The organism is Micromonospora desertarenae (assembly GCF_056150265.1).
Map to the genome: position 1 here is coordinate 339388 of NZ_JAXCFQ010000001.1, position 23253 is coordinate 362640.

Sequence of the window (23253 nt, forward strand, 5' to 3'; positions counted from 1 at the left end):
TACGGTGCCGCCGATGGCACAGCAGGAGTACGTCCAGGAGGCGCTGGCCGGGCTCGACCCGGCCGCCGGCACTGTCGATCCGGCGTTGCCGCTCTACGCGACGACGTTCGTGGTGGTCGACCTGGAGACCACCGGTGGCGCGCCGGACGGCGGCGGGATCACCGAGATCGGCGCGGTCAAGGTGCGCGGCGGCGAACAGTTGGGCGTGCTGGCCACCCTGGTCAACCCGGGCGAGCCGATCCCGCCGTTCATCACCGTGCTGACCGGCATCACCCAGGCGATGCTGCTGCCGGCCCCGCCGATCGAGCAGGTGCTGCCGAGCTTCCTGGAGTTCATCTCCGACGCCGTCCTGGTGGCCCACAACGCCCCCTACGACGTCGGGTTCCTCAAGGCCGCCTGCGCGAAGCACGGCTACCGCTGGCCGAACCCCCGGGTGCTGGACACCGCCGCGCTGGCCCGGCGGGTGCTGACCCGCGACGAGGTGCCCAACCGCAAGCTCGGCACCCTCGCCGCCTACTTCCGCACCGCCACCCAACCCACGCACCGGGCGCTCGACGACGCCAAGGCCACCGTCGACGTGCTGCACGGGCTGATCGCCCGGCTCGGCGGGCACCGGGTCGAGACCATCGGCGACGCCATCGAGTTCTCCCGCGCGGTCACCCCGACCCAGCGGCGCAAGCGGCACCTGGCCGAGGGGCTGCCCAAGGCGCCCGGCGTCTACATCTTCCGGGCCGCCGACGACCGGCCGCTCTACGTCGGCACCTCCGGCGACATCGCCACCCGGGTGCGCAGCTACTTCACCGCCGCCGAGAAGCGGGCCCGGATCTCCGAGATGCTCGCCGCAGCCGTTCGGGTGGAGGCGGTCGAGTGCGCCCACTCGCTGGAGGCCGAGGTCCGCGAGCTGCGGCTGATCGGCGCGCACGCGCCGCCGTACAACCGCCGGTCGAAGTTCCCGGAGCGGGCGGTCTGGCTCAAGCTGACCGACGGGCCGTACCCCCGGCTGTCCGTGGTGCGCGGCATCTCCCCCACCGACGACGCCTACCTCGGCCCATTCAACTCCCGCCGCTCCGCGGAGCTGGCCGCCGCGGGCTTCCACGACGCCGTGCCGCTGCGCCAGTGCACCCACCGGCTCTCGCTGCGCACCGTCACGCCGGCCTGCGCGCTGGCCGAGCTGGGTCGTTGCCCGGCGCCCTGCGAGCACCGGATCACCCCGGAGGAGTACGACGCCCGCGCGGTGGCGCCGTTCCGCACCGCGACCGCCAGCGACCCGCAGCCGGTGGTGGACGCGCTGCTGGCCCGCATCGAGGTGCTCGCCGGGGCCCAGCGCTACGAGGAGGCGGCCGTGGTACGCGCCCGCCTCGCCGCGGTGCTGCGGGCGACGGTGCGGATGCAGCGGCTGGTGGCGCTGACCCGGATCGCCGAGCTGGCCGCCGCCCGGCCCGCCGCCCGGGGCGGCTGGGAGCTGGCCCTGGTCCGGCACGGGCGGCTGGCCGGCGCCGGGGTCTCCCCGCCCGGTGTCCATCCACGACCGACGCTGGCCGCGATCCGGGCCACCGCCGAGACGGTGTCCCCGGGTCACGGCCCGGTCCCGAACGCCTCGGCCGAGGAGACCGAGCGGATCCTGTCCTGGTTGGAGCGACCGGAGACCCGGCTGGTCGAGATGTCCTCCGGATGGGCCTCCCCGGTGGCCGGCGCGGCCCGCTTCCGCGACCTGCTGAGCAAGGCCGAGAGCGCGGCGTCGCACCAACTCTCGACCGAACGCTCATGAGCAAGTGACCGATCGGACTACGTCGACTCACTTAGGCTGTTAGAGAAGTGCAGTCCTGCCCGTTTCGTGGGCCTGCTCCCGGTTGCCGCAACCGCGGCGGCCGTGGAGCCGGGGTGAGGAGGTGTCCCTCGTGGACGTCGACGCCGGACACGGCGCCGCCCTGGGGGGCGCGCTTCCGACCCAGCCGGGCGAGCTGCCCCTGGCCCGGCGGCTGCGGTCGCTGCTGACCTGGCCCACCACCGAGTCCGATCCGGTCGGCCGCCTGATCCGCGCCCACCGGGCCATCCACGCCGGCACCGACCCCGCCGTGCTGCGCCGGGCCTACACCATCGCCGAGAACATGCACCGCGGCCAGTTCCGCAAGAGCGGCGAGCCCTACATCACCCACCCGCTCGCGGTCGCGCAGATCTGCGCCGAGCTCGGCATGGACACCATCACCCTGGTCGCGGCCCTGCTGCACGACACCGTGGAGGACACCCGCTACACCCTCCAGGCGCTCGCCGAGGACTTCGGCCGGGAGGTGGCCCACCTGGTCGACGGGGTGACCAAGTTCGACAAGGCGTTCTACGGCAAGGCGGCCGAGGCCGAGACGATCCGCAAGATGATCATCGCGGCTGGCAAGGACGTCCGGGTGCTGATCATCAAGCTGGCCGACCGGCTGCACAACATGCGCACCCTGGGCGTACGCTCGGCCGCCTCCCGGGAGCGGATCGCCCGGGCCACCCAGGAGGTGCTCGTCCCGCTCTGCGACCGGCTCGGCATCCAGACCTTGAAACGCGAGCTGGACGACGTGGTGCTGCTGCACCTCAAGCCGGAGGAGCACGACCGGATCTCCCGGCACGTGCGGGAGCGCCCCGGCTGGGACGCCTACCTCGAGCAGGTGGTCGCCCGGGCCCGGGTGGCGCTGCGCCGCAACCGGGTCGACGCGGAGGTGACCCCGCGCCCGAGGCACCTCTACTCGATCTGGAAGGACACCGTGGCCGGCGGCCACGACACCCCGTACGACCTGCCCCGGATCGCGGTGGTGGTGGACGGTCCGGCCACCGACTGCTACGCCGCGCTGGGCGCCATCCACGGCGTCTGGCGGCCCGTCCCGGGCCGGTTCAAGGACTTCATCGCCTCGCCGAAGAACAACCTCTACCGCTCGCTGCACACCAGCGTCTGCGGCCCGGAGAACCGCACGGTGGAGGTGCTGATCCGCACCGAGGAGATGCACCGCAAGGCCGAGTACGGCATCGCCGCCGACTTCCGCTTCCCCCGCTCCGGCGGCGGCGCGGCGGCGGCCAAGGCCGAGCAGCTCGACTGGCTGCGCCGGGTGCTCGACTGGGAGCAGGACGCCGCCGACCCGGCGCAGTTCCTCCAGTCGCTGCGCTGCGACCTGGCCGAGACCCAGATCCAGGTGGTCGCCGACGGGCGGCAGGTCGTGCTGCCGGCCGGCGCCACCCCGGTCGACCTGGCCTACGAGCTGGGGGCCGAGCGCGGCGACCACTGCCTGGCGGCGCGGATCAACGGCCGGCTGGCCCCGCTCTCCTCGCAGCTGGCCGAGGGGGACGTGGTGGAGATCTTCACCGAGACCGACGCGGAGGGCGGGGCCGGCAGCGACGCCGCACCGCGCGGCCCGCGCCGGGAGTGGCTCGGGTTCGTGAAGTCGCCGCACGCGCAGATGCAGATCAACCGGTGGTTCGCCGAGCACTCCGAACCGGGCATCACGATCAGCGACAAGGTCCGGCTCGGCCGGGCCACCATCGGGCTCGCGCTGCGCCAGCACAACCGGGGGCTGGCCAGCGACCTGCCGCTGCTGCGGCTCTCCGAGGAACTCGGCTACCCCGACCTGGAGACCATGCTGGTCGCGGTCTTCGACCGGGTGATCGAGCCGGACGCCGTGGTACGCCAGCTCATCGACCTGGTGGACCACCGGCAGTGACCGGGCGGGGCCCGGGGAGCGCGAACCGTCCTCGTGGCCACTAGCCTGGACCCATGATCCCCCGCTCGCGCGCCACCGGACGAGCCGTCGCCTACCAGGTCTTCTACCGGTTGCCGCTGCCGCTGCGGCGCCGCCTGGTCCGGCTGGCCGTGCCGAAGTACATCGTCGGCGCGGTGACCCTGGTCCGCGACGCCGAGGCCGAGGGGGCGGGCCGGTTGCTGCTGCTGCGCCAGCCGCCCGGCAACGGCTGGACCCTCCCGGCCGGGCTGCTGCAACGCGGCGAGGCGCCGGTGGTCGGCGCCGCCCGGGAGCTGTTCGAGGAGTCCGGGATCCGGCTCTCGCCCCGGCAGCTCCAGCCGGCCGTGCCGAACGCCGTGGTGCACGCCAAGGGCTGGGTGGACGTGGTGTTCACCGCCGAGGTGCCGGCGTCGACCACGGAGCTGAAGGTCGACGGCGCGGAGGTCTTCGAGGCGGCCTGGCACCCGCTGGACGACCTGCCCCGGCTGACCTGGCCGACGGCGCGCCTGCTCGCCTACTACGACATCGGCCCGCTGGCCGGCCAGTTCCCACCACCGGTCCCGGACACCACACCGTGAACCACCGCGCGCGGCGGAACCCCGGCGTGAGCGGGTCGGTCGGGCCCCACGCCGGGGCGCCACGCCTCCGGCGCGCAACGACGCGGAGTGCCGGCGTGAGCACGCTCGCCGCCGCGACCGCACGCCGGCGCGGAACCACGCGGAGCGCCGGCGTGACCGGGCCGGCCCGGCCCGACGTCTGCGCCGTGGTGCTCGCCGCCGGCGAGGGCACCCGGCTGCGGCCGCTGACCGAGCGGGTGCCCAAGGCGCTCTGCCCGGTGGGCAACGTACCGCTGCTCGACCGCGCGCTGGCCCGGCTGGCCGGGCTCGGCCTGACCGGGCCGGACCGGGTAGCGGTCAACGCCTGCTACCTCGGCGACCAGGTGGTCGCGCACGTGGGCGACCGGGCCCACGTCTCGGTCGAGCCGGGCGATCCGTTGGGCACCGCCGGCGGCGTCGGCAACCTGCGGGACTGGATCGCCGGGCGCGGGGTGCTGGTCGGCAACGCCGACGCCTACCTGCACGACCCGGCCGCCGCGCCGGGGCCGGACGTCGCCGCGCTGCTGCACGGCTGGGACGGCGAGAGCGTACGCCTGCTCGGTCAGCCCGCCGCGGACCCGGCGGCCCCCGGCACCTTCGACGGCCACGCGTTCACCGGTTTCTCGCTGCTGCCCTGGCGGCTGGTGCGGGACCTGCCGGCGGAGTTCGGCGACCTGGTCCGGGCGGTGTGGCGGCCGGCGGAGGCGGCCGGGGCGCTGACCGTGGTGCCGTACGCCGGCACCTTCTACGACACCGGCACCCCGGCGGACTACCTCGCGGCCAACCTGCACGCCGCCGGAGCCGGGAGCCTGGTCGACCCGACGGCCACGGTGACCGGCCGGTGCCACCGGTCGGTGATCGGCGCCGGGGCGAGCGTGCTCGGCGACGTCGAGCGCGTCGTGGTCTGGCCCGACGCCCGGGTGGCGGCCGGCGAACGACTCCGCGACGCCATCCGCGCCACCCCCGAGCTCACCGTCCCGGCAGCACCCCCGAGCCGGTGACCTGCCGGCCAGGGGCGGGTCGGATCGCCGGGGCCAGACCGGCGGACCGTCATCCGATCACGAGCCACCGCACTAGCATGAGCGACGACGTCGACGAACGGAGAAATGTCCCGTGATCACCGCGATCGTGCTGATCGACTGCGCCACCGACTCGATCCCCGAGGTGGCCGAGGCCCTGGCCGACCTGCCCGGCGTCAGCGAGGTCTACTCGGTGGCCGGCCACGTCGACCTGATCGCCATGGTCCGGGTGCGCGAGTTCGACCAGATCGAGCAGGTCATCGCCGGGCGCATCTCCAAGGTGCCGGGCGTGCTCAACACCGAGTCGCACATCGCCTTCCGGGCGTACTCCCAGCACGATCTGGAGGAGGCGTTCGCGATCGGCCTGGCCAACGCCGACTGAGCCCGGACAGGCGGCGACCGGCCCACCCCCGGGAGGGGATGGGCCGGCCGTCGTCCGACGTCAGCTCTCGCTCGGAACCGGCGTCTCGGTGGTGCCACCCGGGGCCGGCGACTCGGTGGTGCCGCCCGGAGCCGGGGTCTCGGTGGTGCCGCCCGGAGCCGGCGTGCCGCCCGGGCTCGGCGTGCCGGTGGCGGTGGCCTGCGGCACCGGGATGCCCAGCTGCTCGGCCAGCTGCACCAGCTCGTCGTAGTGCGCCTGGAGCGCCGGCAGCGCCGTCTGCGCCAGCTGGACCACCGACTGCTCGGTGCCCTGCGAGATCTCCGTCTGGGTGGCCTGGATGGCCTGGACGTGGCCGGCCAGCTGGCTGGTCACCCAGAGCCGGTCGAACTCCTCGCCGCTGGCGTTGTTCAGCTGGTCGATGACGGCCTGCTGGTCGGTCGTGGGCTCGGCGGGCAGTTGCACACCGAGCTGGGACGCGGTCTGCTGCACCGTCTGGTCCAGCTGGGTGTGATCCGTCTTGAACATCTCGCCCAGGTCCTTCACCCGCTGGTTCTGGCCCTTCTGCTGGGCCAGGTCACCGGTGGTGATCTCGAACAGGTTGACCTGGTGGATCGCCTGCAGATACTGGGTGTCCTGCGTCGACGGCTGCGCCGCCGCCTGGGCCGCCGCGGCGGGTGCCAGCCCCACCAGCACCAGCGCGGCCAGCAGGCCGAGGCGTTTGATACCCAACATGCTTCCCCCCCTTGAGACGTTGGACCGCACGGATACCCGACTGACCGGGGTTATTCCTGCGATCCGCCCGCCGGGACCGGCGCCGTCGTACCCGCTCAGGACGTCACGGTCCGACCGCTCCCCCGGCAGGCGGGGCGGAAACGGACGTGGCGCCCACCGGAGGACTCCGGGGGCGCCACGTCGGGGTGTCTCAGGCGGTCAGCCGCGACGCTCGCCGCTGCCGATCTCCTCCCGCTCCGGTCGGGCCTCGACCGGCGGGTGACCCGGCGACACCGGCGCCTCGGCCGGCTTCTCGATCGGGTAGAAGAAGCCCCGGATGGCCGGGCCGAGCGCGCCGAGCCGGTTCATCTTCTTCGGCACCACCCAGCCGGCGTACTCCAGCTCGCCGTGCGCCTCGCCGTCGTGCCCCTGGGCCGCGCTGAGCGGCTGGTGCACCTCGACGAACCGGCCGTCCGGCAGTCGCCGGATGATGCCGGTCTCGACACCGTGGGCGAGCACCTCGCGGTCGTGCTGCTGCAGACCGAGGCAGAGCCGGTAGGTGACGTAGTAGGCCAGCGGCGGCAGCACCAGCAGACCGATCCGGCCCGCCCAGGTCATCGCGTTCAGGCTGATCTGGAACTTGTCAGCGATCACGTCGTTGGCGCCGGAGAGCGTCAGCACGACGTAGAAGGCCACCGCCATCGCGCCCACCGCGGTCCGGGCCGGCACGTCACGGGGCCGCTGGAGCAGGTTGTGGCTCCGGTAGTCCTTGAGGTGCCGCGCCTCCAGGAACGGGTAGAGCGTGGAGAGGGCCACCAGGATGCCGGGCAGCACCACCGTCGGCCAGAACAGCGGCGGGATCACGTACCCGTCGCCGATCGGGATGGGGATCTCCCACGCCGGCATCAGTCGGGTCGAGCCGTCGAGGAACATCACGTACCAGTCGGGCTGGCTGGCCGCCGAGACCACCCACGCCTCGTACGGGCCGAACAGCCAGATCGGGTTGATCTGGAACAGGCCGCCCATCAGCGCGATCACGCCGAAGACGACCATGAAGAAGCCGCCCTGCTTGAGCGCGTAGCGCGGGAACATCCGCTCGCCGACCACGTTGCCGTTGGTCCGGCCGGGGCCGGGCCACTGGGTGTGCTTCTGCTTGAACACCAGACCCAGGTGGACGCTGATCAGCGCGACCAGCAGACCCGGGATGAGCAGCACGTGGGCGATGAAGAACCGGCTGATGATGATCGTGCCGGGGAACTCCCCGCCGAAGATCGACGAGGTGACCCAGGAGCCGATCACCGGGATGGAGAGCATGATCGCCGAGGCGATCCGCAGACCGGTGCCGGAGAGGCCGTCGTCCGGCAGCGAGTAGCCGGTGAAGCCGGCCAGGAAGCCGACCCAGAACAGCAGCGAGCCGATGATCCAGTTCGTCTCCCGCGGCTTGCGGAACGCGCCGGTGAAGAAGACCCGGAGCATGTGCACCACGATCGCGGCCATGAACAGCAGCGCCGCCCAGTGGTGCATCTGCCGCATGATCAGGCCGCCCCGGACGTCGAACGAGATGTCCAGGCTGGAGGCGTACGCGGCCGACATCGGCGTGCCCCGCAGCGGGGCGTAGCTGCCATTGTAGACCACCTCGGTCATCGCCGGCTCGAAGAAGAAGGTCAGGAAGACCCCGGTGAGCAGCAGGACGATGAACGAGAAGAGCGCGATCTCGCCGAGCAGGAAGGACCAGTGGTCCGGGAAGACCTTGTTCAGCAACCGGCGCAGCGGGGTGGCCGCCTGGAACCGGTCGTCCAGTCCCGCGGCGGTCTTGCCCGGCACCGCCGCCATGTCAAACTTTCGGCGCTTCACGGCCGCTCCCAGAAGTCGGGCCCGACGGTCTCGGTGTAGTCGGACTTCGCCACGAAGTAGCCCTCGGCGTCCACCTCGATCGGCAACTGCGGCAGCCGCCGGCTGGCCGGACCGAAGATGGGCCGGGCATTGTCGGTGATGAGGAACTGCGACTGGTGGCACGGGCAGAGCAGACGGTTGGTCTGCTGCTCGTACAGGCTCGCCGGGCAACCGGCGTGCGTGCAGATCTTGGAGAACGCGGCGTAGTTGCCCCACATGTAGTCGCCGTGGCCCTCGCGCTCGTTGTTGCGGCGCGACTCCTGGGCGTCCGAGTCCCGCAGGTGGATCAGCAGGGTCGGCGAGTCGGCGTGCCGGTTGCTCACGCCGTGCTCGATGCCGGGGAACACGGTGAGCTGGCCGCCGGCGCTGATGTCCGCCGGGCGGACCGGCCGGCCGTCCTCGCGGACCAGCCGGATCTTCTGGCCGCCCTCGGCCGGGGCGAACCCGGTGGTGAACATCTGGTTGTTCTTGTGCGGGTCGGAGATCAGACCGCCGACCAGCGGCGCCGCGACGACCGCGCCGACCGGCGCGAGGCCGGCCAGCAGCGAGATGCCGAGCAGCGGCCGGCGCTTCACGCCCAGCTCGTCGGCCATGTAGAGCATGGTCTGGCCGGTGATGGTGCGGTCGTCCGCGGACACCGCGCCCTCGTGCCGGTCCTGGATCGAGACCTCCTTGGGCAGCAGCTTCTTGCCCCAGGTCAGGATGCCGAAGCCGATGCCGAGCAGGGCCACGCCCAGGGTGACGCCGAGCAGCGGGGTGTACCACTTGTCCCCGCCGCGGCCCGGCGCGTACTCCCACGGCCACCAGATGTAGATGATCAGGAACGCGGTCGCGGCCAGACCGGTGAGCAGGAACATCGCCGCGACGGTACGGGTCAGCCGGCGCTCGGCCTTGCTGCCCGGGACGACCTGCGGCTCGTAGTGGACGATCTCGATGTCGTCCCGCCGCGCGCCCTCCCGCACGATGTCGAAACGGGTCAGCCCGGGGGTGTTCACGTCGAGCGGTTCCCGGCCCTGCTGGGCCTGGTGCTCGGTGTGCGTGCTCATGCCGTCACCTCGCTACGTGCGGTGCCGAGCCGCGGCACCACAGCACTGAAACCAACGATCCGCCCGGTCACGACTTGCCCGCAATCCACAGGCTCGTGAAGACCAGCGCGACGATGCCCACCAGGAAGATCGCCAGGCCCTCGGTGGAGGGGCCGTACCGGCCGAGGTTGAAGCCGCCCGGGTCCTGGTCGTGCTTCAGCGTCTGCTGGATGTAGGCGATGATGTCCGCCTTCTGCTCCGGGGTGATCTGGTTGTCCCCGAAGACCGGCATGTTCTGCGGGCCGCTCAGCATGGCGGCGTAGATCTGCCGGTCGGTGGCCGGACGCAGGCTCGGCGCGTACTTGCCGGAGGAGAGGGCGCCGCCGCCACCGCCGAAGGCGTGGCACTGCGAGCAGTTGATCCGGAACAGCTCGCCACCGGCGGCGATGTTCCCGTCCTCGTGCAGGTTGGCGCCCTCGGGCACGACCGGCCCGCCGCCGAGCTCCTGGATGTACTGGGCCAGCTGGCGGGTCTGCTCGTCGGTGAAGAGCTCCGGCTTGCGCTGCGCCTGGGCCTCCTGCCGGGCCATCGGCATGCGGCCCGTGCCGACCTGGAACTCCACCGAGGCCGCGCCGACGCCGATCAGGCTCGGCCCGCGTCCCTCGACACCCTGCGCGTTGCGACCGTGGCAGGTCACACAGCTCACGTCGAACAGCGCCTTGCCCTCCGCGGCGGCGCCGGTCAGCGGCGGATTGTCCTGCGCCTGCACGCCGGGGGCGAAGACGGTGTAGGCGCCGCCGGCCAGCATCAGCGCGGCCAGCAGCCGGACCGCGGCACCCAGCCGGCGGCGGCCCCTGCTGCGCGCTACGGGCCGCCCGCGCAGCCGCGCGAGCAGACCGCGTCGGCGGTCGTTGTCAGAAGTCATGACCTGTGTCCTTAACCGGTTGGACCTTGTGTCTCAGGGGACGGAGCAGCGACGCGATTCGTGACGCGCCAAGATCACTGAAGCCAGTAGATCATGGCGTAGAGGCCGATCCACACCACGTCGACGAAGTGCCAGTAGTACGACACGACGATCGCGGACGTGGCCTGCGCCGGGGTGAACCGGCCCATGGTGGTGCGGATCATGAAGATGATGAAGGCGACCAGACCGCCGGTCACGTGCAGACCGTGGAAGCCGGTGGTCAGGTAGAACATCGACCCGTAACCGTCTTCGTTGATCTTGATGCCCTCGTGCACCAGCTCGCGGTACTCGTTGAGCTGGCCGAGCACGAAGATCAGGCCCATCACGAAGGTGATCGTGAACCAGCGCCGCAGGGCGTGGACGTCACCCTTCTCGGCGGCGAACACACCGAGCTGGCAGGTCACCGAGGACAACACCAGGATCACCGTGAAGGTGGTCGCGTACGGGATGTTGAGGTGCTCGGTGTGCTCCGCCCACTGCTCCGGCGCCGCCGCGCGGATGGAGAAGTACATCGCGAACAGCGCCGCGAAGAACATGAGTTCGCTGGAGAGCCACACGATCGTCCCGACGCTGACCATGTTGGGTCGGGTCAGGGAGTGGATCCGGCTCTTGTCAATGGCTGGGGCCGCAGTCACGCGGTCATTATTGCCCTTGACCGGGGCCGGCGATCAGCGGGGGGCCAAACCGGTGGCCTCCGTGGCCCGATAGGGGTCGTCCGCTTCGCCTGACCTAGGCTGAAAAGCGTGCTGCACGTCGATCGGATCTCCGCCGCCACCTCGGTCGCCGCCTCGGCGGGAGGTGAGCCGACCCCACCGCCGTTCACCGTGACCTCGGTCTTCACCGAGACCCGGCTGGACAGCTGGCTCGCCGTCGGCCTGGTGCTGGCCGCCGGCATCTACCTCTACGGGGTGCACCGGCTGCGGCTGCGCGGCGACCGCTGGCCGGTCTCCCGGACGGTCTTCTTCCTCGGCCCCGGCCTGGGCGGCATCGCGTTGGTCACGGTCAGCGGCCTGCACGCGTACGACACCGCGCTGCTGTCGGTGCACATGGTGCAGCACATGGTGCTGTCGATGATCTCGCCGATCTTCCTCGCCCTGGGCGCCCCGATGACGCTCGCGCTGCGCACCCTGCCGCAGCGGCCGCGCAAGCGCCTGCTGGCGATCGTGCACAGCCGGATCGCGCGGGTCTACAGCTTCCCGCTGGTGGCGTTCGCGATCTTCGTGGTGAACCCGTTCGCGCTCTACTTCACCGACCTCTACCGGTTCACCCTGGAGCACGCCTGGGCGCACGAGCTGGTGCACGCGCACTTCATCCTGACCGGCTGCGTGTTCTTCTGGCCGCTGCTCGGTCTCGACCCGCTCCCCGGCCGCTGGCCGTACCCGGCGCGGGCGCTGCTGATGCTGCTCTCGGTGCCGTTCCACACCGTGCTCGGGCTCACCATCATGCAGAGCAGCACGCTCTTCGGCGGCGACTGGTACCCGTCGCTCGGGCTCGGCTGGGCCGACCCGTGGGACGACCAGGTGCTCGCCGGCGGCATCCTGTGGGCCGGCGGCGAGTTCGTCAGTGTGACCATGCTCGCCGTGCTGGTCGTGCAGTGGATGAAGCAGGCCGAGCGGGAAGCCCGCCGGATCGACCGCGAGCTGGACCGCCAGGAGGCCCGCCAGCGCGCCGCGGAGTCCGCGGCCTGAGCTGCGCCGACGGTACGCCCCGGGGGCACCCTCGGGCGGGACGTCACGCACCTCACACCGACCGGTACGATCAGCGGGCAGCTACGAGGTGGGAGCCAGTCCAACCATGAGCGATCGTTCGTGCACCATCCTGCTCTACAGCGACGACCCGCAGGTCCGCGACCAGATGCGGCTCGCCGTGGGCACCCGGCCGGCGCCCGGCCTCCAGGTCGAGTTCGTCGAGGCCAGCAACTACGCCGAGTGCGTCCGACTGGTCGACGACTACGAGATCCACCTGCTCCTGCTCGACGGCGAGGCCAGCCCGGGTGGCGGCCTCGGCATCGCCCGGCAGATCAAGGACGACCGCGAGGACGCTCCCCCGACCTGCGTGGTCATCGCCCGCGCCGCCGACCGATGGCTCGCCGCGTACGCCGAGGTCGACGCCACCCTGGTGCATCCGCTCGACCCGGTGACCACCGGCACCACGGTGGCCGAGCTGCTGCGGACGCACGCCCCCGCCTGACGTGCCCGCACCCGGCCCCGCCACGGCGTCGGGCCGACCGGCGCCGGATCCGTCCACCCGCACCCGCTCGCTTCGCTCGGGAGGCCCACCATGGGCGATCGGACCTGGCCGCACCTGCTCAACGCGCTGCTGCGTGGCGAGGAGCTGTCCACCGCCGACACCGCCTGGGCGATGGGCGAGATCATGTCCGGCGCCGCCTCCGCGGCCCAGATCGCCGGCTTCGCGGTCGGCCTGCGGGCCAAGGGCGAGACCTCGGCCGAGCTGGCCGGGCTGGTCGAGGCGATGCTCGGCCGGGCGGTCCAGGTCGAGCTGCCCGACGAGCTGCGGGCCACCGCGCTCGACGTGGTGGGCACCGGCGGTGACCTCGCCCACACGGTCAACATCTCCACGATGACCGCGCTGGTGGTGGCCGGCGCGGGCGTACGGGTGGTCAAGCACGGCAACCGGGCCGCCTCCTCGTCCTGCGGCACCGCCGACCTGCTGGAGTTCCTCGGCGTCCCGCTCGACCTCGGCCCCGAGGGCGTGGCCCGGTGCGTCACCGAGGCCGGCATCGGGTTCTGCTTCGCCGCCCGGTTCCACCCCGGCATGCGGCACGCCGGCCCGGTCCGGCGCGAGCTGGGCGTGCCCACCGCCTTCAACTTCCTCGGCCCGCTCACCAACCCGGCCCGGCCCCGGGGCGGCGCGGTGGGCTGCTTCGACCTGCGGATGGCCCCGGTGATGGCCGGCGTCTTCGCCGCCCGGGGCGACTCGGTGCTGGTCATGCGCGGCGAGGACGGCCTGGACGAGTTCACCACCGCCGCGCCGACCCGGGTCTGGGTGGCCCAGGACGGCACCGTACGAGAGGCCGTGCTCGACGCGGTCGACCTCGGGGTACCCCGGTCCACCCTCGCCGACCTGCGGGGCGGGGACGCCGCCTACAACGCCGAGGTGGCCCGGCGCCTGCTCGCCGGCGAGACCGGCCCGGTCCGCGACGCCGTACTGGTCAACTCGGCGGCCGCGCTGGCCACCCAGGGGCCGCTCGACGGCGACCTGATCGAGGCGCTGCGCGCCGGGATGGCGCGGGCGGCCGAGTCCATCGACTCCGGCGCGGCCGCCGCCGTCCTCGACCGCTGGATCGCCACCGCCCGCTCCCTCTGACCATCCCGCCCGCTCGGTGCCGGCGTACCGGCCCCGCCGGTCGCGGCATGTCGCGGCGACCCCGCGCCGGGTCGGCACGACATGCCGCACCCCGAGCCCCCGACGCCCAGGCCAGACCGCTCGGCCGGCGGGTGACGGGGGACATGTCGGACCCACGTGCCAAACTACAGCCGAGTAGTTTTCCGTTCCCGGCGCGCGCCGCGGTGCCCGTCGGGAGCCCGGAGGGAGAGGAGGCGTCCCCCATGCCGGATCGCGAACTCCACTGCGACACCTGCGCGGGCGTCCAGCTGTTCGAGGCGCCGCCCTGCGTCGACGACCACGGTGCCGACTGCCCCGAGCTGATCTGCACCCGCTGCGGCTCCGCCGTGCTGATCGCCACCTTCGCGTTCCGCGCCGCCCGCCTGGCCGACCGGCACCGTCCGCGCCCGCTCCACCGCCGCGCCGCCTGACGACACGGCGCCCGGCCGCCGCTCCTTGATCCACTCGGTTTCGGCGATATCGCGGTATCCGGGTCGCCACGACCCCCCCCGATATCGGCGATGTGGAGTGGATCAAGCGGGCCATGACCCGGGCCGACGAGTCGGCCGGCGAGATCACCCCGGACGGCGCGAAGCCCGCCACCCCGGAGGGTGGCGGGCTTCGTCAGGATCGTCCGGCGGAGCCGGGTCAGTGCTCGGCGGTGCGCCGGGTACCGGTGTAGTACTCGAAGAGCAGGCCGCAGGCAGCGAAGACGACCGCCACCAGACCGACGCCCAGCAGCCAGAACTGCCAGAACACCAGGCCGAGGCCGGCGATCGAGGCGGACAGCGCGATGCCGAACGGCCAGTAGCTGCCCGGGCTGAAGAAGCCGACCTCGCCCGCGCCGTCGGCGATCTCGGCGTCCGGCCGGTCCTCCGGGCGCAGGTCGATGCGGCGGGAGACGAACCAGAAGAAGCCGCCGCACATCGCGCAGAGCAGGAACGACAGCAGCAGGGCAGTGGTGCCCACCCACTCGACGCCGCCGGACTCACCGGCCGTCCAGGCGCCGTACAGGACGGTCGCGAAGAGCAGGAACCCGGCGATGATCAGGAAGATACGCCACTCGGTCTTCATGCCCGCTCCCTCAGCTTCCCGCGGTTGCCGGAGCGTTGTCCGGGTTGAAGTTGGCCTCGGTGCGCCGCGTCTCGAACGGCCGGGTGGTCGTGGCGTACGGCTCCTCGCCGATGGCCGTCAGCGCCTCCTGCGTCGACTTGCCGTCCTGCTTGGCCGCGAGGAACTGCTCGTACTTCTCCGGCGACACGACCCGCAGCTCGAAGTTCATGAACGCGTGGTAGCTGCCGCAGAGCTCGGCGCAGCGACCCACGTAGGCGCCCTCGGTGTCCAGGCTGGAGACCTCGAACACGTTGCGGATCTTGCCCGGCATGACGTCCCGCTTGAAGAGCATCTCCGGCACCCAGAACGAGTGGATGACGTCGCGGCTGGTCTCCTCGAACCGGATGGACCGGTCGGTCGGCAGCACCAGGATCGGGATGACCTCGCTGGTGCCCAGCGTCGAGGCGACGGTGTTGGCCTCCGGGCCCTGGCCGTCGCGGTAGTTGAACTGCCAGTTCCACTTGAAGGCGACCACCTCGACGGTGACGTCGGGGTTCTTGGTCGTCTTCACCACGTCGGTCTGCACGATCGCCGTGTAGTAGAAGAGCACGGAGACGATCAGGATCGGCGCGATGGTGTAGAGGAACTCCATCGGCATGTTGTAGCGGGTCTGCACCGGCAGCTCGTTGCCCCGCTTGCGGTAGCGGACGACGCACCAGAAGATCAGGCCCCACACGAAGACGCCGACCGCGAGCGCCGCGATGCACGAGGCGATCCACAGGTCGTACATCCGGTGGGACTCCGGCGAGATGCCACCCTGCGGCCAGCCGAAGCCGTCGAACGCCGCGCCGACGTCGCAGCCCGTGAGCAGGACCAGCAGCGCCGCCCCGCCGAGACCGAGCCCGGCGACCCGACCAGCACCACGCCGCCGGCGCCCACCGGCTCCTGGGGAAGCGCTGTGCCGTACGGCCGTCGGCCGTACCTCCGAACTCCTTGCGACCACCTGGTCCTGCCTCCCTAGCGCGCCGCGGTGTCTGTTCTCTTCTGCCGCCCCATCGGGCGGAGCGACAGCACCGGCGGCAAAGGCGTCACCGACGGTCGCAGATTACTCGACCATGACGGGCTGGACCGTGTTGGGGTCACTCTCCGCCCCCATCGGGGGGATCTTGGGCGTAGCGGCGCGATAGCGTGGACAGCCGTGAGCGCATCCCCGGTCTACCTGGACGCGGCGACCGCCGCACCGCTGCACCCGGTCGCCCGGCAGGCGCTGCTGGCCGCGCTCGACGACGGCTGGGCCGACCCGGGCAAGCTCTACGCGCAGGCCCGCCGGGCCCGCCAGCTCCTCGACGCGGCGCGGGCCGCGACCGCCGAGACCCTGGGCGTACGCCCCGACGAGCTCTCCTTCACCGGCAGCGGTACGACCGCCGCGCACGCGGCAGTCCTCGGCGGCCTGGCCGGGCGGCGCCGGGTCGGCCCGATCCTGGTGCACTCGGAGATCGAGCACTCCGCCGTGCTGCACGCGGCCGAGCGGCACACCGCCGCCGGCGGCACCGCGCTCGGGGTGCCGGTGGACCGGCTCGGCCGGCTGGACGTCGCCGCCTGGGAGACGGCGGTCCGCGCCCCGGGGGTCGCGCTGGCCGCGCTGATCGCCGCCAGCCACGAGGTGGGCACCGTCCAGCCGGTCGAAGAGGCGGCCGTCGCCTGCGCGGCGGCGGGGGTGCCGCTCTACGTCGACGCGGCGCAGGCGGTGGGCCGGGTACCGGTGCCGGCCGGCTGGTCGGTGCTGACCGCCAGCGCGCACAAGTGGGGTGGCCCGGCCGGGGTGGGGCTGCTGGTGGTGCGCAAGGGCACCCGCTGGGAGTCCCCCTGGCCGGCCGACGAGCGGGAGTCCGGCCGTACGCCGGGCGCGCTGAACCTGCCGGCGGTGGTGGCGGCGGCGGCCAGCCTGCGCGCGGCGGCGGCCGACGCGGCGGCCGAGGCGGCCCGGCTGGCGCCGCTGGTGGACCGGATCCGGGCCCGGGTGGCGGCGGAGGTGCCGGACGTGGAGGTGGTGGGTGATCCCGATCACCGGCTCCCCCACCTGGTCACCTTCTCCTGCCTGTACGTCGACGGCGAGGCGCTGCTGCACGCGCTGGACCGGCGCGGCTTCGCCGTCTCGTCCGGCTCGTCGTGCACCTCGTCGACGCTACGCCCGTCGCACGTGCTGGAGGCGATGGGCGTGCTCTCGCACGGCAACGTGCGGATCTCGCTGCACCGGGAGACGACCGAGGCGGACGTGGAGCGGTTCCTCGCCGAGCTGCCCGGGATCGTCGCCGACCTGCGAACCGAGGCGGGGGTGGTGGGGCTGTGACCGCGCCGCGGGAGGTACTGGACTGTCGCGGGCAGCGCTGCCCGCTGCCGGTGATCGCGGTCGCCCGGCGGCTGCCCGAGCTGCCGGTGGGCACCGTGGTCCGGGTGCTGGCCGACGACCCGGCGGCGGCGGTGGACATCCCCGCCTGGTGCCGGATGCGGGGACAGGAGTTCCTCGGCAAGGTCACCGGCGAGGACGGCCCCGCCTACGACGTCCGCCGCCAGCACTGACCCCGGGAAGCAGCACACGGTCGCGGCGGGCGTCGGACGCCCGCCACGACCGCGTGGTCGACGACAGCGGCCCGGTCAGGGCAGCAGGTGCGGCCGCACCTCGTCGGCGGCGACGTCGCCGTACGACTCGGCGAGGCGCTTGACGAACAGGTCGCGCCGGACCTGGTACTCCTGGGTGCCGACGGTCTCCAGCACCAGGGTGGCCAGCAGGGAGCCCACCTGGGCGGCCCGCTCCAGGCCGAGCCCCCAGGAGAGCGCGGTGAAGAAGCCGGCGCGGAAGCCGTCGCCGACGCCGGTCGGGTCGACCGCCTGGGTCTCCCGGGCGATCGGCACGTGGATCGGGTCGATGCCGCGGCCGGCGATCTCCACGCCGTGCTTGCCCAGCGTGGTGACCCGGATCTTGACCAGGTCGAGCAGCTGCTCGTCGCTCAGGCCGGCCTTGCTCTGCAGCAGCGACTTCTCGTAGTCGTTGGTCATCAGGTAGTCGGCGCCGTCGATCAGCGCGATGACGTCCTCGCCCGGCATCCGGGCCAGCTGCTGGGACGGGTCGGCGGCGAACGCGAAGCCGCGCTCCCGGCACTCGGCCGAGTGCCGCAGCATCGCCTCCGGGTCGTTGGCGCTGACCAGCACCAGGTCGAGCCCGCCGAGCCGGTCGGCGACCGGGGCCAGTTCGATGTTGCGCGCCTCGCTCATCGCCCCGGCGTAGAAGGAGGCGATCTGGCACATGTCGGTGTCGGTGGTGCAGACGAAGCGGGCGGTGTGCGCCACCTCGCTGATGTGCACCGACTCGCAGTCGACGTTGTGCCGCTCGAGCCACGAGCGGTAGTCGGCGAAGTCCGCCCCGACCGCGCCGAGCAGCACCGGGCGCAGGCCGAGCTGACCCATGCCGAAGGCGATGTTGGCGGCCACCCCGCCCCGGCGCAGCACCAGGTCGTCCACCAGGAAGGAGAGGGACACCTTGTGCAGCTGGTCGGCGATGAGCTGGTCGGCGAAGCGGCCGGGGAAGCTCATCAGGTGGTCGGTGGCGATCGAGCCGGTCACCGCGATCTTCATGTCAACCCTCAGGGTCGGGAGCAGGGCGCGGGTCAGCCTACCGGCCGCCGCAAGACCGGGCGACCGCACGGTTGCACATCGCCGACGGCCAGGTGAACGGCCACGCCGCCGCCAGCAGGCGTACCGGCGCGGGCGGGTGGCCGGGCGGCGGGGCGCACGGTTGAACGGTCACCGCCCGCCCGACGGCCGCCGGGCCGGACACGGCGGCGGCCCGGGACGGCGCGACCCGGACGCGGCTGCGCGGCCGGGGAAAACGGGCCGCGGACGGCGGCGGGGCCGTCCCTGCCGGGACGGCCCCGCCGTCGGTGATCGGTGTCGACTCAGCTGAACGAGTCGCCGCAGGCGCAGGAGCTGCCCGCGTTGGGGTTGTCGATGGTGAAGCCCTGGGCGTCGATCCGGTCGGCGAAGTCGATGGTGGCGCCGGCCAGGTAGGGGGCGCTCATCCGGTCGACGACGACCTCGACACCGTCGTAGTCGGTGACGATGTCACCGTCGAGGGAGCGCTCGTCGAAGAAGAGCTGGTACCGCAGGCCGGAGCAGCCGCCCGGCTGCACCGCGACCCGGAGCCGCAGGTCGTCGCGGCCCTCCTGTTCGATCAGGGCCTTGACCTTCTGCGCCGCGACGTCGGTGAGGACGACGGAAGTAGGGGCCTTGGCCTCGGTCGACTCGGTCTGCGCTGGCGTGGTCACGTGGAATTCTCCCTGCGCGCGTTCGGTGTGGTCGTCCCGACCAACGTCACCCGCCGGTCAGCGATTCCCACTGTGGTCCAGTTTTCGATTGTAGGCCGCTGCGGGCCGGGGCACCCCGCGGCGTGACCTCGGGGCTTCCCCGCGCGGCGCCGGTCACACCCCGGTCACCGACTCCGGTGGCATCCGGTCACCGGCTCCCGCCACCCGGTCACCGGCTCCACTGCCGGGCCAGCCGGGCGCCGAGCTCGCGCAGCCCCTCCGCGGGCCGGCTCAGCGCCGCGGCCAGGCCGCCGCGCTCCTCGCCGCCGAAGTGCTCCACCAGGCTGTACGCGTCGGTCACCCCGGCCGCGGCGGCCTCCCGCCGGCCGGTGCTGACCTGACCGGCGAGCACCACGCACGGCAGGCCGCGGTCCCGGGCCGCGCCGGCCACCCCGGCGACCACCTTGCCGCGCAGCGACTGGTGGTCGAACGAGCCCTCCCCGGTGATCACCAGGTCCACCCCGTCCAGCGCGACGTCCAGGCCGGTGGCCCGGGTGACCAGGCCGATGCCCGACTCGCACCGGCCGCCCAGAGCGAGGATCGCCGCGCCGAGCCCGCCGGCCGCCCCGCCGCCGGGCAGCGTGCCGAGCCGCGGCGGGCCGCCGGGCAGGTCCCGCTCCAGCACGGCGGCGAAGCGCTCCAGCGCGGCGTCGAGCAGCAGCACGTCGGCCCGGTCGGCGCCCTTCTGCGGGCCGAACACGTTGCTGGCCCCGTGCAGCCCGAGCAGCGGGTTGTCCACGTCGGTGGCGGCGACCAGCCGGGCGTCGCGCAGCCGGGGCGCGCCGTCGAGGCGGGCCGTGGCGGCCAGCGCGGCACCCCCGTACGGCAGGGCGAGGCCGGCCTCGTCCAGCGGCGTGACGCCGAGCGCGGTGAGCATCCCCGCGCCGGCGTCGTTGGTGCCGGAACCGCCCAGCCCGATGATCACCGTGCGGGCGCCGGCCTCCACCGCGGCGGCCACCAGCAGCCCGAGCCCGTACGAGGTGGTCGCCTTCGGGTCCCGCTCGTCGGCGGCGAGCAGGTGCAGGCCGCACGCCTGGGCGCTCTCCAGCCAGGCGGTCGACCCGCCGTCGGTGAGCAGGATCTCACCGGCCGCCGGCCGGCCCAGCGGGTCGACGGTCGGCACCGGCACCCGCCGCCCGTCCAGCGCGTCGGCGAGCACGTCGAGGAAGCCGGGACCGCCGTCGGCCAGCGGCCTGATCAGCAGCTCGTCGTCCCCGGCCACCTCGCGCCAGCCGGCGGCCACCGCGGCCGCGACCTCGGGGGCCGGCAGCGTGCCGGCGAACTTGTCCGGACAGAGCAGCACGCGCATGCCGAGCAGTGTGGCAGCCCACACCGGCGCAGGCCGCGCCGAGGCCACGCTGTGGGACCATGGGGGGCGTGACTTCGACCTGGGTAGAACCCTCCAACACCGCCACGGCGCTGCTGCTGCTCGGCCGGGGCAGCGACCCCGCCACCGAGCGTGGCGTCGAGTGTCCGGGCGACCTGCCGGCGCCCAGCGACCCGGACCTGGTGGCCCGGGCGGCGGCGGCGAAGGCGAAGCTGGGCAGCAAGGTGTTCGTGCTGGGCCACCACTACCAGCGCGACGAGGTGATCCAGTTCGCCGACGTGACCGGCGACTCGTTCAAGCTGGCCCGCGAGGCGGCCGCCCGGCCGGAGGCGGAGTACATCGTCTTCTGCGGCGTGCACTTCATGGCCGAGAGCGCCGACATCCTCACCTCGGACGCGCAGAAGGTGGTCCTGCCGGACCTGGCCGCCGGCTGCTCGATGGCCGACATGGCGGTGCTGTCGCAGGTCGAGACGGCCTGGGACGTGCTGACCGACCTGGGCATCGCGGAGCAGACCGTCCCGGTCACGTACATGAACTCCTCGGCGGACATCAAGGGCTTCGTCGGCCGCAACGGCGGCGTGGTCTGCACCTCGTCCAACGCCAGGCGCGCCCTGGACTGGGCCTTCCAGCAGGGCTCGAAGGTGCTCTTCCTGCCCGACCAGCACCTGGGCCGCAACACGGCGGTGCTGGAGATGGGCTTCTCGCTGGACGACTGCGTGCTCTACGACCCGCACAAGCCGAACGGCGGCCTCACCCCGGAGCAGCTGCGGGACGCCAAGATGATCCTGTGGCGCGGGCACTGCTCGGTGCACGGCCGGTTCACCCTCGACAGCGTCAACGACGTCCGGGAGCGGGTGCCCGGGGTCAACGTGCTGGTGCACCCCGAGTGCCGGCACGAGGTGGTCACCGCGGCCGACCACGTCGGCTCGACGGAGTACATCATCAAGACCATCGAGGCGGCCCCGGCCGGCTCGGCCTGGGCGGTCGGCACCGAGCTGAACCTGGTGCGCCGGCTGGCGCTGGCCCACCCGGACAAGCAGATCATGTTCCTCGACCGGGCGGTCTGCTACTGCTCGACGATGAACCGGATCGACCTGCCGCACCTGGTCTGGGCACTGGAGGAGCTGGTCGCCGGGCGGGTGGTCAACCAGATCACCGTCGACCCGGACACCGCGCACCACGCGCGGGTGGCGCTGGACCAGATGCTCGCCCTGCCCGGTGCGGACACCCCGCCGCCGGCACCCGCTGATCACCCTCGGTAGCGACCCTTTTACGGAATTGGGCCGGATCACCGATAAATGCCCCCAGGGGCGAAGTGACCGGGTCCATTTCCATCACTGAGGGCTATGCTGCCGGGGCGACAACGCACGCGGCTCGTTTCGACCCGTCCGCGTTCCGGGTAGCGATGACATCGTGAGCCCCACCATCAACAGCACCGACCGACCGCTGGAGGTTGCGTTGACCGACGACGTCCTGGTCGTACACGGAGGCACTCCGCTGGAAGGGCGGATCCGCGTGCGCGGCGCGAAGAACCTGGTTTCCAAGGCGATGGTCGCCGCACTACTGGGCGACAGTCCGAGCCGCCTGTTCGACGTGCCGAAGATCCGTGACGTCGAGGTCGTCCGCGGCCTGCTCGGCCTGCACGGCGTCAAGGTGACCGACGGCGACGAGGACGGCGAGCTGGTCTTCGACCCGGCGAACGTGGAGAGCGCCAGCACCGACCAGATCAACGTGCACGCGGGCTCCAGCCGGATCCCGATCCTGTTCTGCGGGCCGCTGCTGCACCGCCTCGGCCACGCCTTCATCCCGGACCTGGGCGGCTGCCACATCGGCCCCCGGCCGATCGACTTCCACCTCCAGGCGCTGCGCGAGTTCGGCGCCACGGTCGACAAGACCCCGGAGGGGCTGCACCTGTCCGCGCCGAACGGACTGCACGGCACGAAGTTCGCACTGCCCTACCCGAGCGTCGGCGCCACCGAGCAGGTGCTGCTCACCGCCGTGATGGCCGAGGGCGTCACCGAGCTGCGCAACGCCGCGGTGGAGCCGGAGATCATCGACCTGATCTGCGTCCTGCAGAAGATGGGCGCGATCATCAAGGTGCACACCGACCGGGTGATCGAGATCCAGGGCGTGCCGAAGCTGCACGGCTACACCCACCGGCCGATCCCCGACCGGATCGAGGCGGCCAGCTGGGCCGCGGCCGCGCTGGCCACCCGTGGCCACGTGGAGGTGCTCGGCGCGCAGCAGGCCGACATGATGACCTTCCTGAACATCTTCCGCTCGGTCGGCGGCGAGTACGAGGTGACCGACAGCCGGCCGCCGCGGCTGGGCGACCCGGGCCAGGAGGGCGGCATCCGGTTCTGGCACCCGGGTGGCGAGCTGAAGTCGGTGGCCCTGGAGACCGACGTGCACCCCGGTTTCATGACCGACTGGCAGCAGCCGCTGGTCGTGGCCCTGACCCAGGCGCGCGGGCTGTCCATCGTCCACGAGACGGTCTACGAGCAGCGGCTCGGCTACACCGAGGCGCTGAACTCGATGGGCGCCAACATCCAGGTCTACCGGGACTGCCTGGGCGGCACCCCGTGCCGCTTCGGCCGGCGCAACTTCAAGCACTCCGCGGTGATCGCCGGGCCGAGCAAGCTGCACGCCGCCGATCTGGTCATCCCCGACCTGCGGGCCGGTTTCAGCCACCTGATCGCGGCGCTGGCCGCCGAGGGCACCTCCCGGGTGTACGGCGTCGACCTGATCAACCGGGGCTACGAGGACTTCGAGGCGAAGCTGGCCGACCTGGGCGCGCACGTCGAGCGTCCGTAACCTCCCTCACTGACGACCGCGCCCGGTGCACCGCGATGTGCACCGGGCGCCGT

The 23253-nt window shown here is 72.7% G+C and carries 23 protein-coding genes; 13 read left to right on the plus strand and 10 right to left on the minus strand.

Annotated features, from left to right (window positions below; all coding sequences use genetic code 11):
* Positions 1-13 precede the first annotated feature (13 nt).
* The 5 genes from SM577_RS01540 (at position 14) to SM577_RS01560 (ending at position 5707) form a co-directional block, all read left to right on the plus strand.
* Positions 14-1768: a DEDD exonuclease domain-containing protein gene (locus tag SM577_RS01540; RefSeq protein ID WP_474581221.1), complete on the plus strand. Its 1755-nt coding sequence runs from the start codon at positions 14-16 to the stop codon at positions 1766-1768.
* A gap of 130 nt (positions 1769-1898) precedes the next feature.
* Positions 1899-3692 carry a RelA/SpoT family protein gene (locus SM577_RS01545; RefSeq protein ID WP_302921780.1) on the plus strand — a complete coding sequence of 598 codons (1794 nt, stop codon included), beginning with the start codon at positions 1899-1901 and terminating at the stop codon, positions 3690-3692.
* Positions 3693-3745: 53 nt separating this feature from the next.
* Positions 3746-4288 carry an NUDIX hydrolase gene (locus SM577_RS01550; protein WP_474581220.1) on the plus strand — a complete coding sequence of 181 codons (543 nt, stop codon included), beginning with the start codon at positions 3746-3748 and terminating at the stop codon, positions 4286-4288.
* A 152-nt stretch (positions 4289-4440) separates the two neighbouring features.
* The gene (locus tag SM577_RS01555) at positions 4441-5307 is read left to right on the plus strand and encodes a nucleotidyltransferase family protein (RefSeq protein WP_474586105.1); all 867 of its coding nucleotides are present in this window, start codon (positions 4441-4443) and stop codon (positions 5305-5307) included.
* A gap of 112 nt (positions 5308-5419) precedes the next feature.
* On the plus strand, positions 5420-5707 hold the full coding sequence (locus tag SM577_RS01560; protein ID WP_088992685.1) for an Lrp/AsnC family transcriptional regulator: 288 nt from the start codon (positions 5420-5422) through the stop codon (positions 5705-5707).
* A 60-nt stretch (positions 5708-5767) separates the two neighbouring features.
* Here SM577_RS01560 and SM577_RS01565 read toward each other — a convergent pair whose 3' ends face one another.
* The 5 genes from SM577_RS01565 to ctaE all read right to left on the minus strand — a co-directional run bounded on the left by SM577_RS01565 (position 5768) and on the right by ctaE (position 10935).
* On the minus strand, positions 5768-6439 hold the full coding sequence (locus SM577_RS01565; protein ID WP_302921505.1) for a DUF4142 domain-containing protein: 672 nt from the start codon (positions 6437-6439) through the stop codon (positions 5768-5770).
* Positions 6440-6637: 198 nt separating this feature from the next.
* Positions 6638-8272, minus strand: coding sequence for a cytochrome bc1 complex cytochrome b subunit (gene qcrB / locus SM577_RS01570; RefSeq protein WP_302921504.1), 1635 nt, complete (start codon positions 8270-8272; stop codon positions 6638-6640).
* Positions 8269-9357 (minus strand): cytochrome bc1 complex Rieske iron-sulfur subunit, encoded by a 1089-nt coding sequence (gene qcrA / locus SM577_RS01575; protein WP_302921503.1) that lies wholly within the window; start codon positions 9355-9357, stop codon positions 8269-8271. Before qcrA ends, qcrB begins: the two co-directional genes overlap by 4 nt.
* A 67-nt stretch (positions 9358-9424) precedes the next feature.
* A complete protein-coding gene (gene qcrC / locus SM577_RS01580) occupies positions 9425-10261 on the minus strand; it encodes a cytochrome bc1 complex diheme cytochrome c subunit (RefSeq protein WP_302921502.1) in 837 nt (278 codons plus the stop codon).
* 74 nt (positions 10262-10335) lie between these two features.
* Positions 10336-10935 (minus strand): aa3-type cytochrome oxidase subunit III, encoded by a 600-nt coding sequence (ctaE, locus tag SM577_RS01585; RefSeq protein ID WP_088992680.1) that lies wholly within the window; start codon positions 10933-10935, stop codon positions 10336-10338.
* 108 nt (positions 10936-11043) lie between these two features.
* On the opposite strand from ctaE, the gene SM577_RS01590 reads away from it, so the two are divergent.
* From SM577_RS01590 to SM577_RS01605, 4 genes are all read left to right on the plus strand, one after another.
* Entirely contained in the window at positions 11044-11988 is a 945-nt protein-coding gene (locus SM577_RS01590) for a cytochrome c oxidase assembly protein (protein ID WP_302921501.1), read from the plus strand.
* A 106-nt stretch (positions 11989-12094) separates the two neighbouring features.
* Positions 12095-12490 (plus strand): helix-turn-helix domain-containing protein, encoded by a 396-nt coding sequence (locus SM577_RS01595; RefSeq protein ID WP_302921500.1) that lies wholly within the window; start codon positions 12095-12097, stop codon positions 12488-12490.
* Positions 12491-12580: 90 nt separating this feature from the next.
* Complete coding sequence (trpD, locus tag SM577_RS01600; RefSeq protein ID WP_474586106.1) at positions 12581-13627, plus strand: anthranilate phosphoribosyltransferase; 1047 nt, start codon at positions 12581-12583, stop codon at positions 13625-13627.
* A 242-nt stretch (positions 13628-13869) separates the two neighbouring features.
* Positions 13870-14076, plus strand: a complete 207-nt coding sequence (locus tag SM577_RS01605; RefSeq protein WP_302921498.1) for a hypothetical protein — start codon at positions 13870-13872, stop codon at positions 14074-14076.
* A gap of 217 nt (positions 14077-14293) precedes the next feature.
* On the opposite strand, the gene SM577_RS01610 is transcribed toward SM577_RS01605, so the two are convergent.
* A complete protein-coding gene (locus SM577_RS01610; RefSeq protein ID WP_302921497.1) occupies positions 14294-14719 on the minus strand; it encodes a cytochrome c oxidase subunit 4 in 426 nt (141 codons plus the stop codon).
* Between the two features lie 10 nt (positions 14720-14729).
* The gene (gene ctaC, locus SM577_RS01615; RefSeq protein WP_302921496.1) at positions 14730-15701 is read right to left on the minus strand and encodes an aa3-type cytochrome oxidase subunit II; all 972 of its coding nucleotides are present in this window, start codon (positions 15699-15701) and stop codon (positions 14730-14732) included.
* Positions 15702-15896: 195 nt separating this feature from the next.
* Between ctaC and SM577_RS01620 the strand changes: the two genes are divergently transcribed.
* Complete coding sequence (locus SM577_RS01620; protein WP_474586107.1) at positions 15897-17048, plus strand: cysteine desulfurase family protein; 1152 nt, start codon at positions 15897-15899, stop codon at positions 17046-17048.
* Positions 17045-17278, plus strand: coding sequence for a sulfurtransferase TusA family protein (locus SM577_RS01625; protein ID WP_302921494.1), 234 nt, complete (start codon positions 17045-17047; stop codon positions 17276-17278). Before SM577_RS01620 ends, SM577_RS01625 begins: the two co-directional genes overlap by 4 nt.
* A 75-nt stretch (positions 17279-17353) precedes the next feature.
* On the opposite strand, the gene SM577_RS01630 is transcribed toward SM577_RS01625, so the two are convergent.
* The 3 genes from SM577_RS01630 to SM577_RS01640 all read right to left on the minus strand — a co-directional run bounded on the left by SM577_RS01630 (position 17354) and on the right by SM577_RS01640 (position 20368).
* On the minus strand, positions 17354-18331 hold the full coding sequence (locus SM577_RS01630) for a carbohydrate kinase family protein (RefSeq protein ID WP_302921493.1): 978 nt from the start codon (positions 18329-18331) through the stop codon (positions 17354-17356).
* A gap of 320 nt (positions 18332-18651) precedes the next feature.
* Positions 18652-19020 (minus strand): iron-sulfur cluster insertion protein ErpA, encoded by a 369-nt coding sequence (gene erpA / locus SM577_RS01635; protein ID WP_088992670.1) that lies wholly within the window; start codon positions 19018-19020, stop codon positions 18652-18654.
* A 208-nt stretch (positions 19021-19228) separates the two neighbouring features.
* The gene (locus SM577_RS01640; protein ID WP_474586108.1) at positions 19229-20368 is read right to left on the minus strand and encodes a glycerate kinase family protein; all 1140 of its coding nucleotides are present in this window, start codon (positions 20366-20368) and stop codon (positions 19229-19231) included.
* Positions 20369-20436: 68 nt separating this feature from the next.
* On the opposite strand from SM577_RS01640, the gene nadA reads away from it, so the two are divergent.
* Both nadA and murA read left to right on the plus strand, forming a co-directional pair.
* Complete coding sequence (gene nadA, locus SM577_RS01645) at positions 20437-21648, plus strand: quinolinate synthase NadA (RefSeq protein ID WP_302921490.1); 1212 nt, start codon at positions 20437-20439, stop codon at positions 21646-21648.
* 196 nt (positions 21649-21844) lie between these two features.
* Positions 21845-23200, plus strand: coding sequence for a UDP-N-acetylglucosamine 1-carboxyvinyltransferase (murA, locus tag SM577_RS01650; RefSeq protein WP_088992669.1), 1356 nt, complete (start codon positions 21845-21847; stop codon positions 23198-23200).
* The last annotated feature ends 53 nt before the right edge of the window (positions 23201-23253 follow it).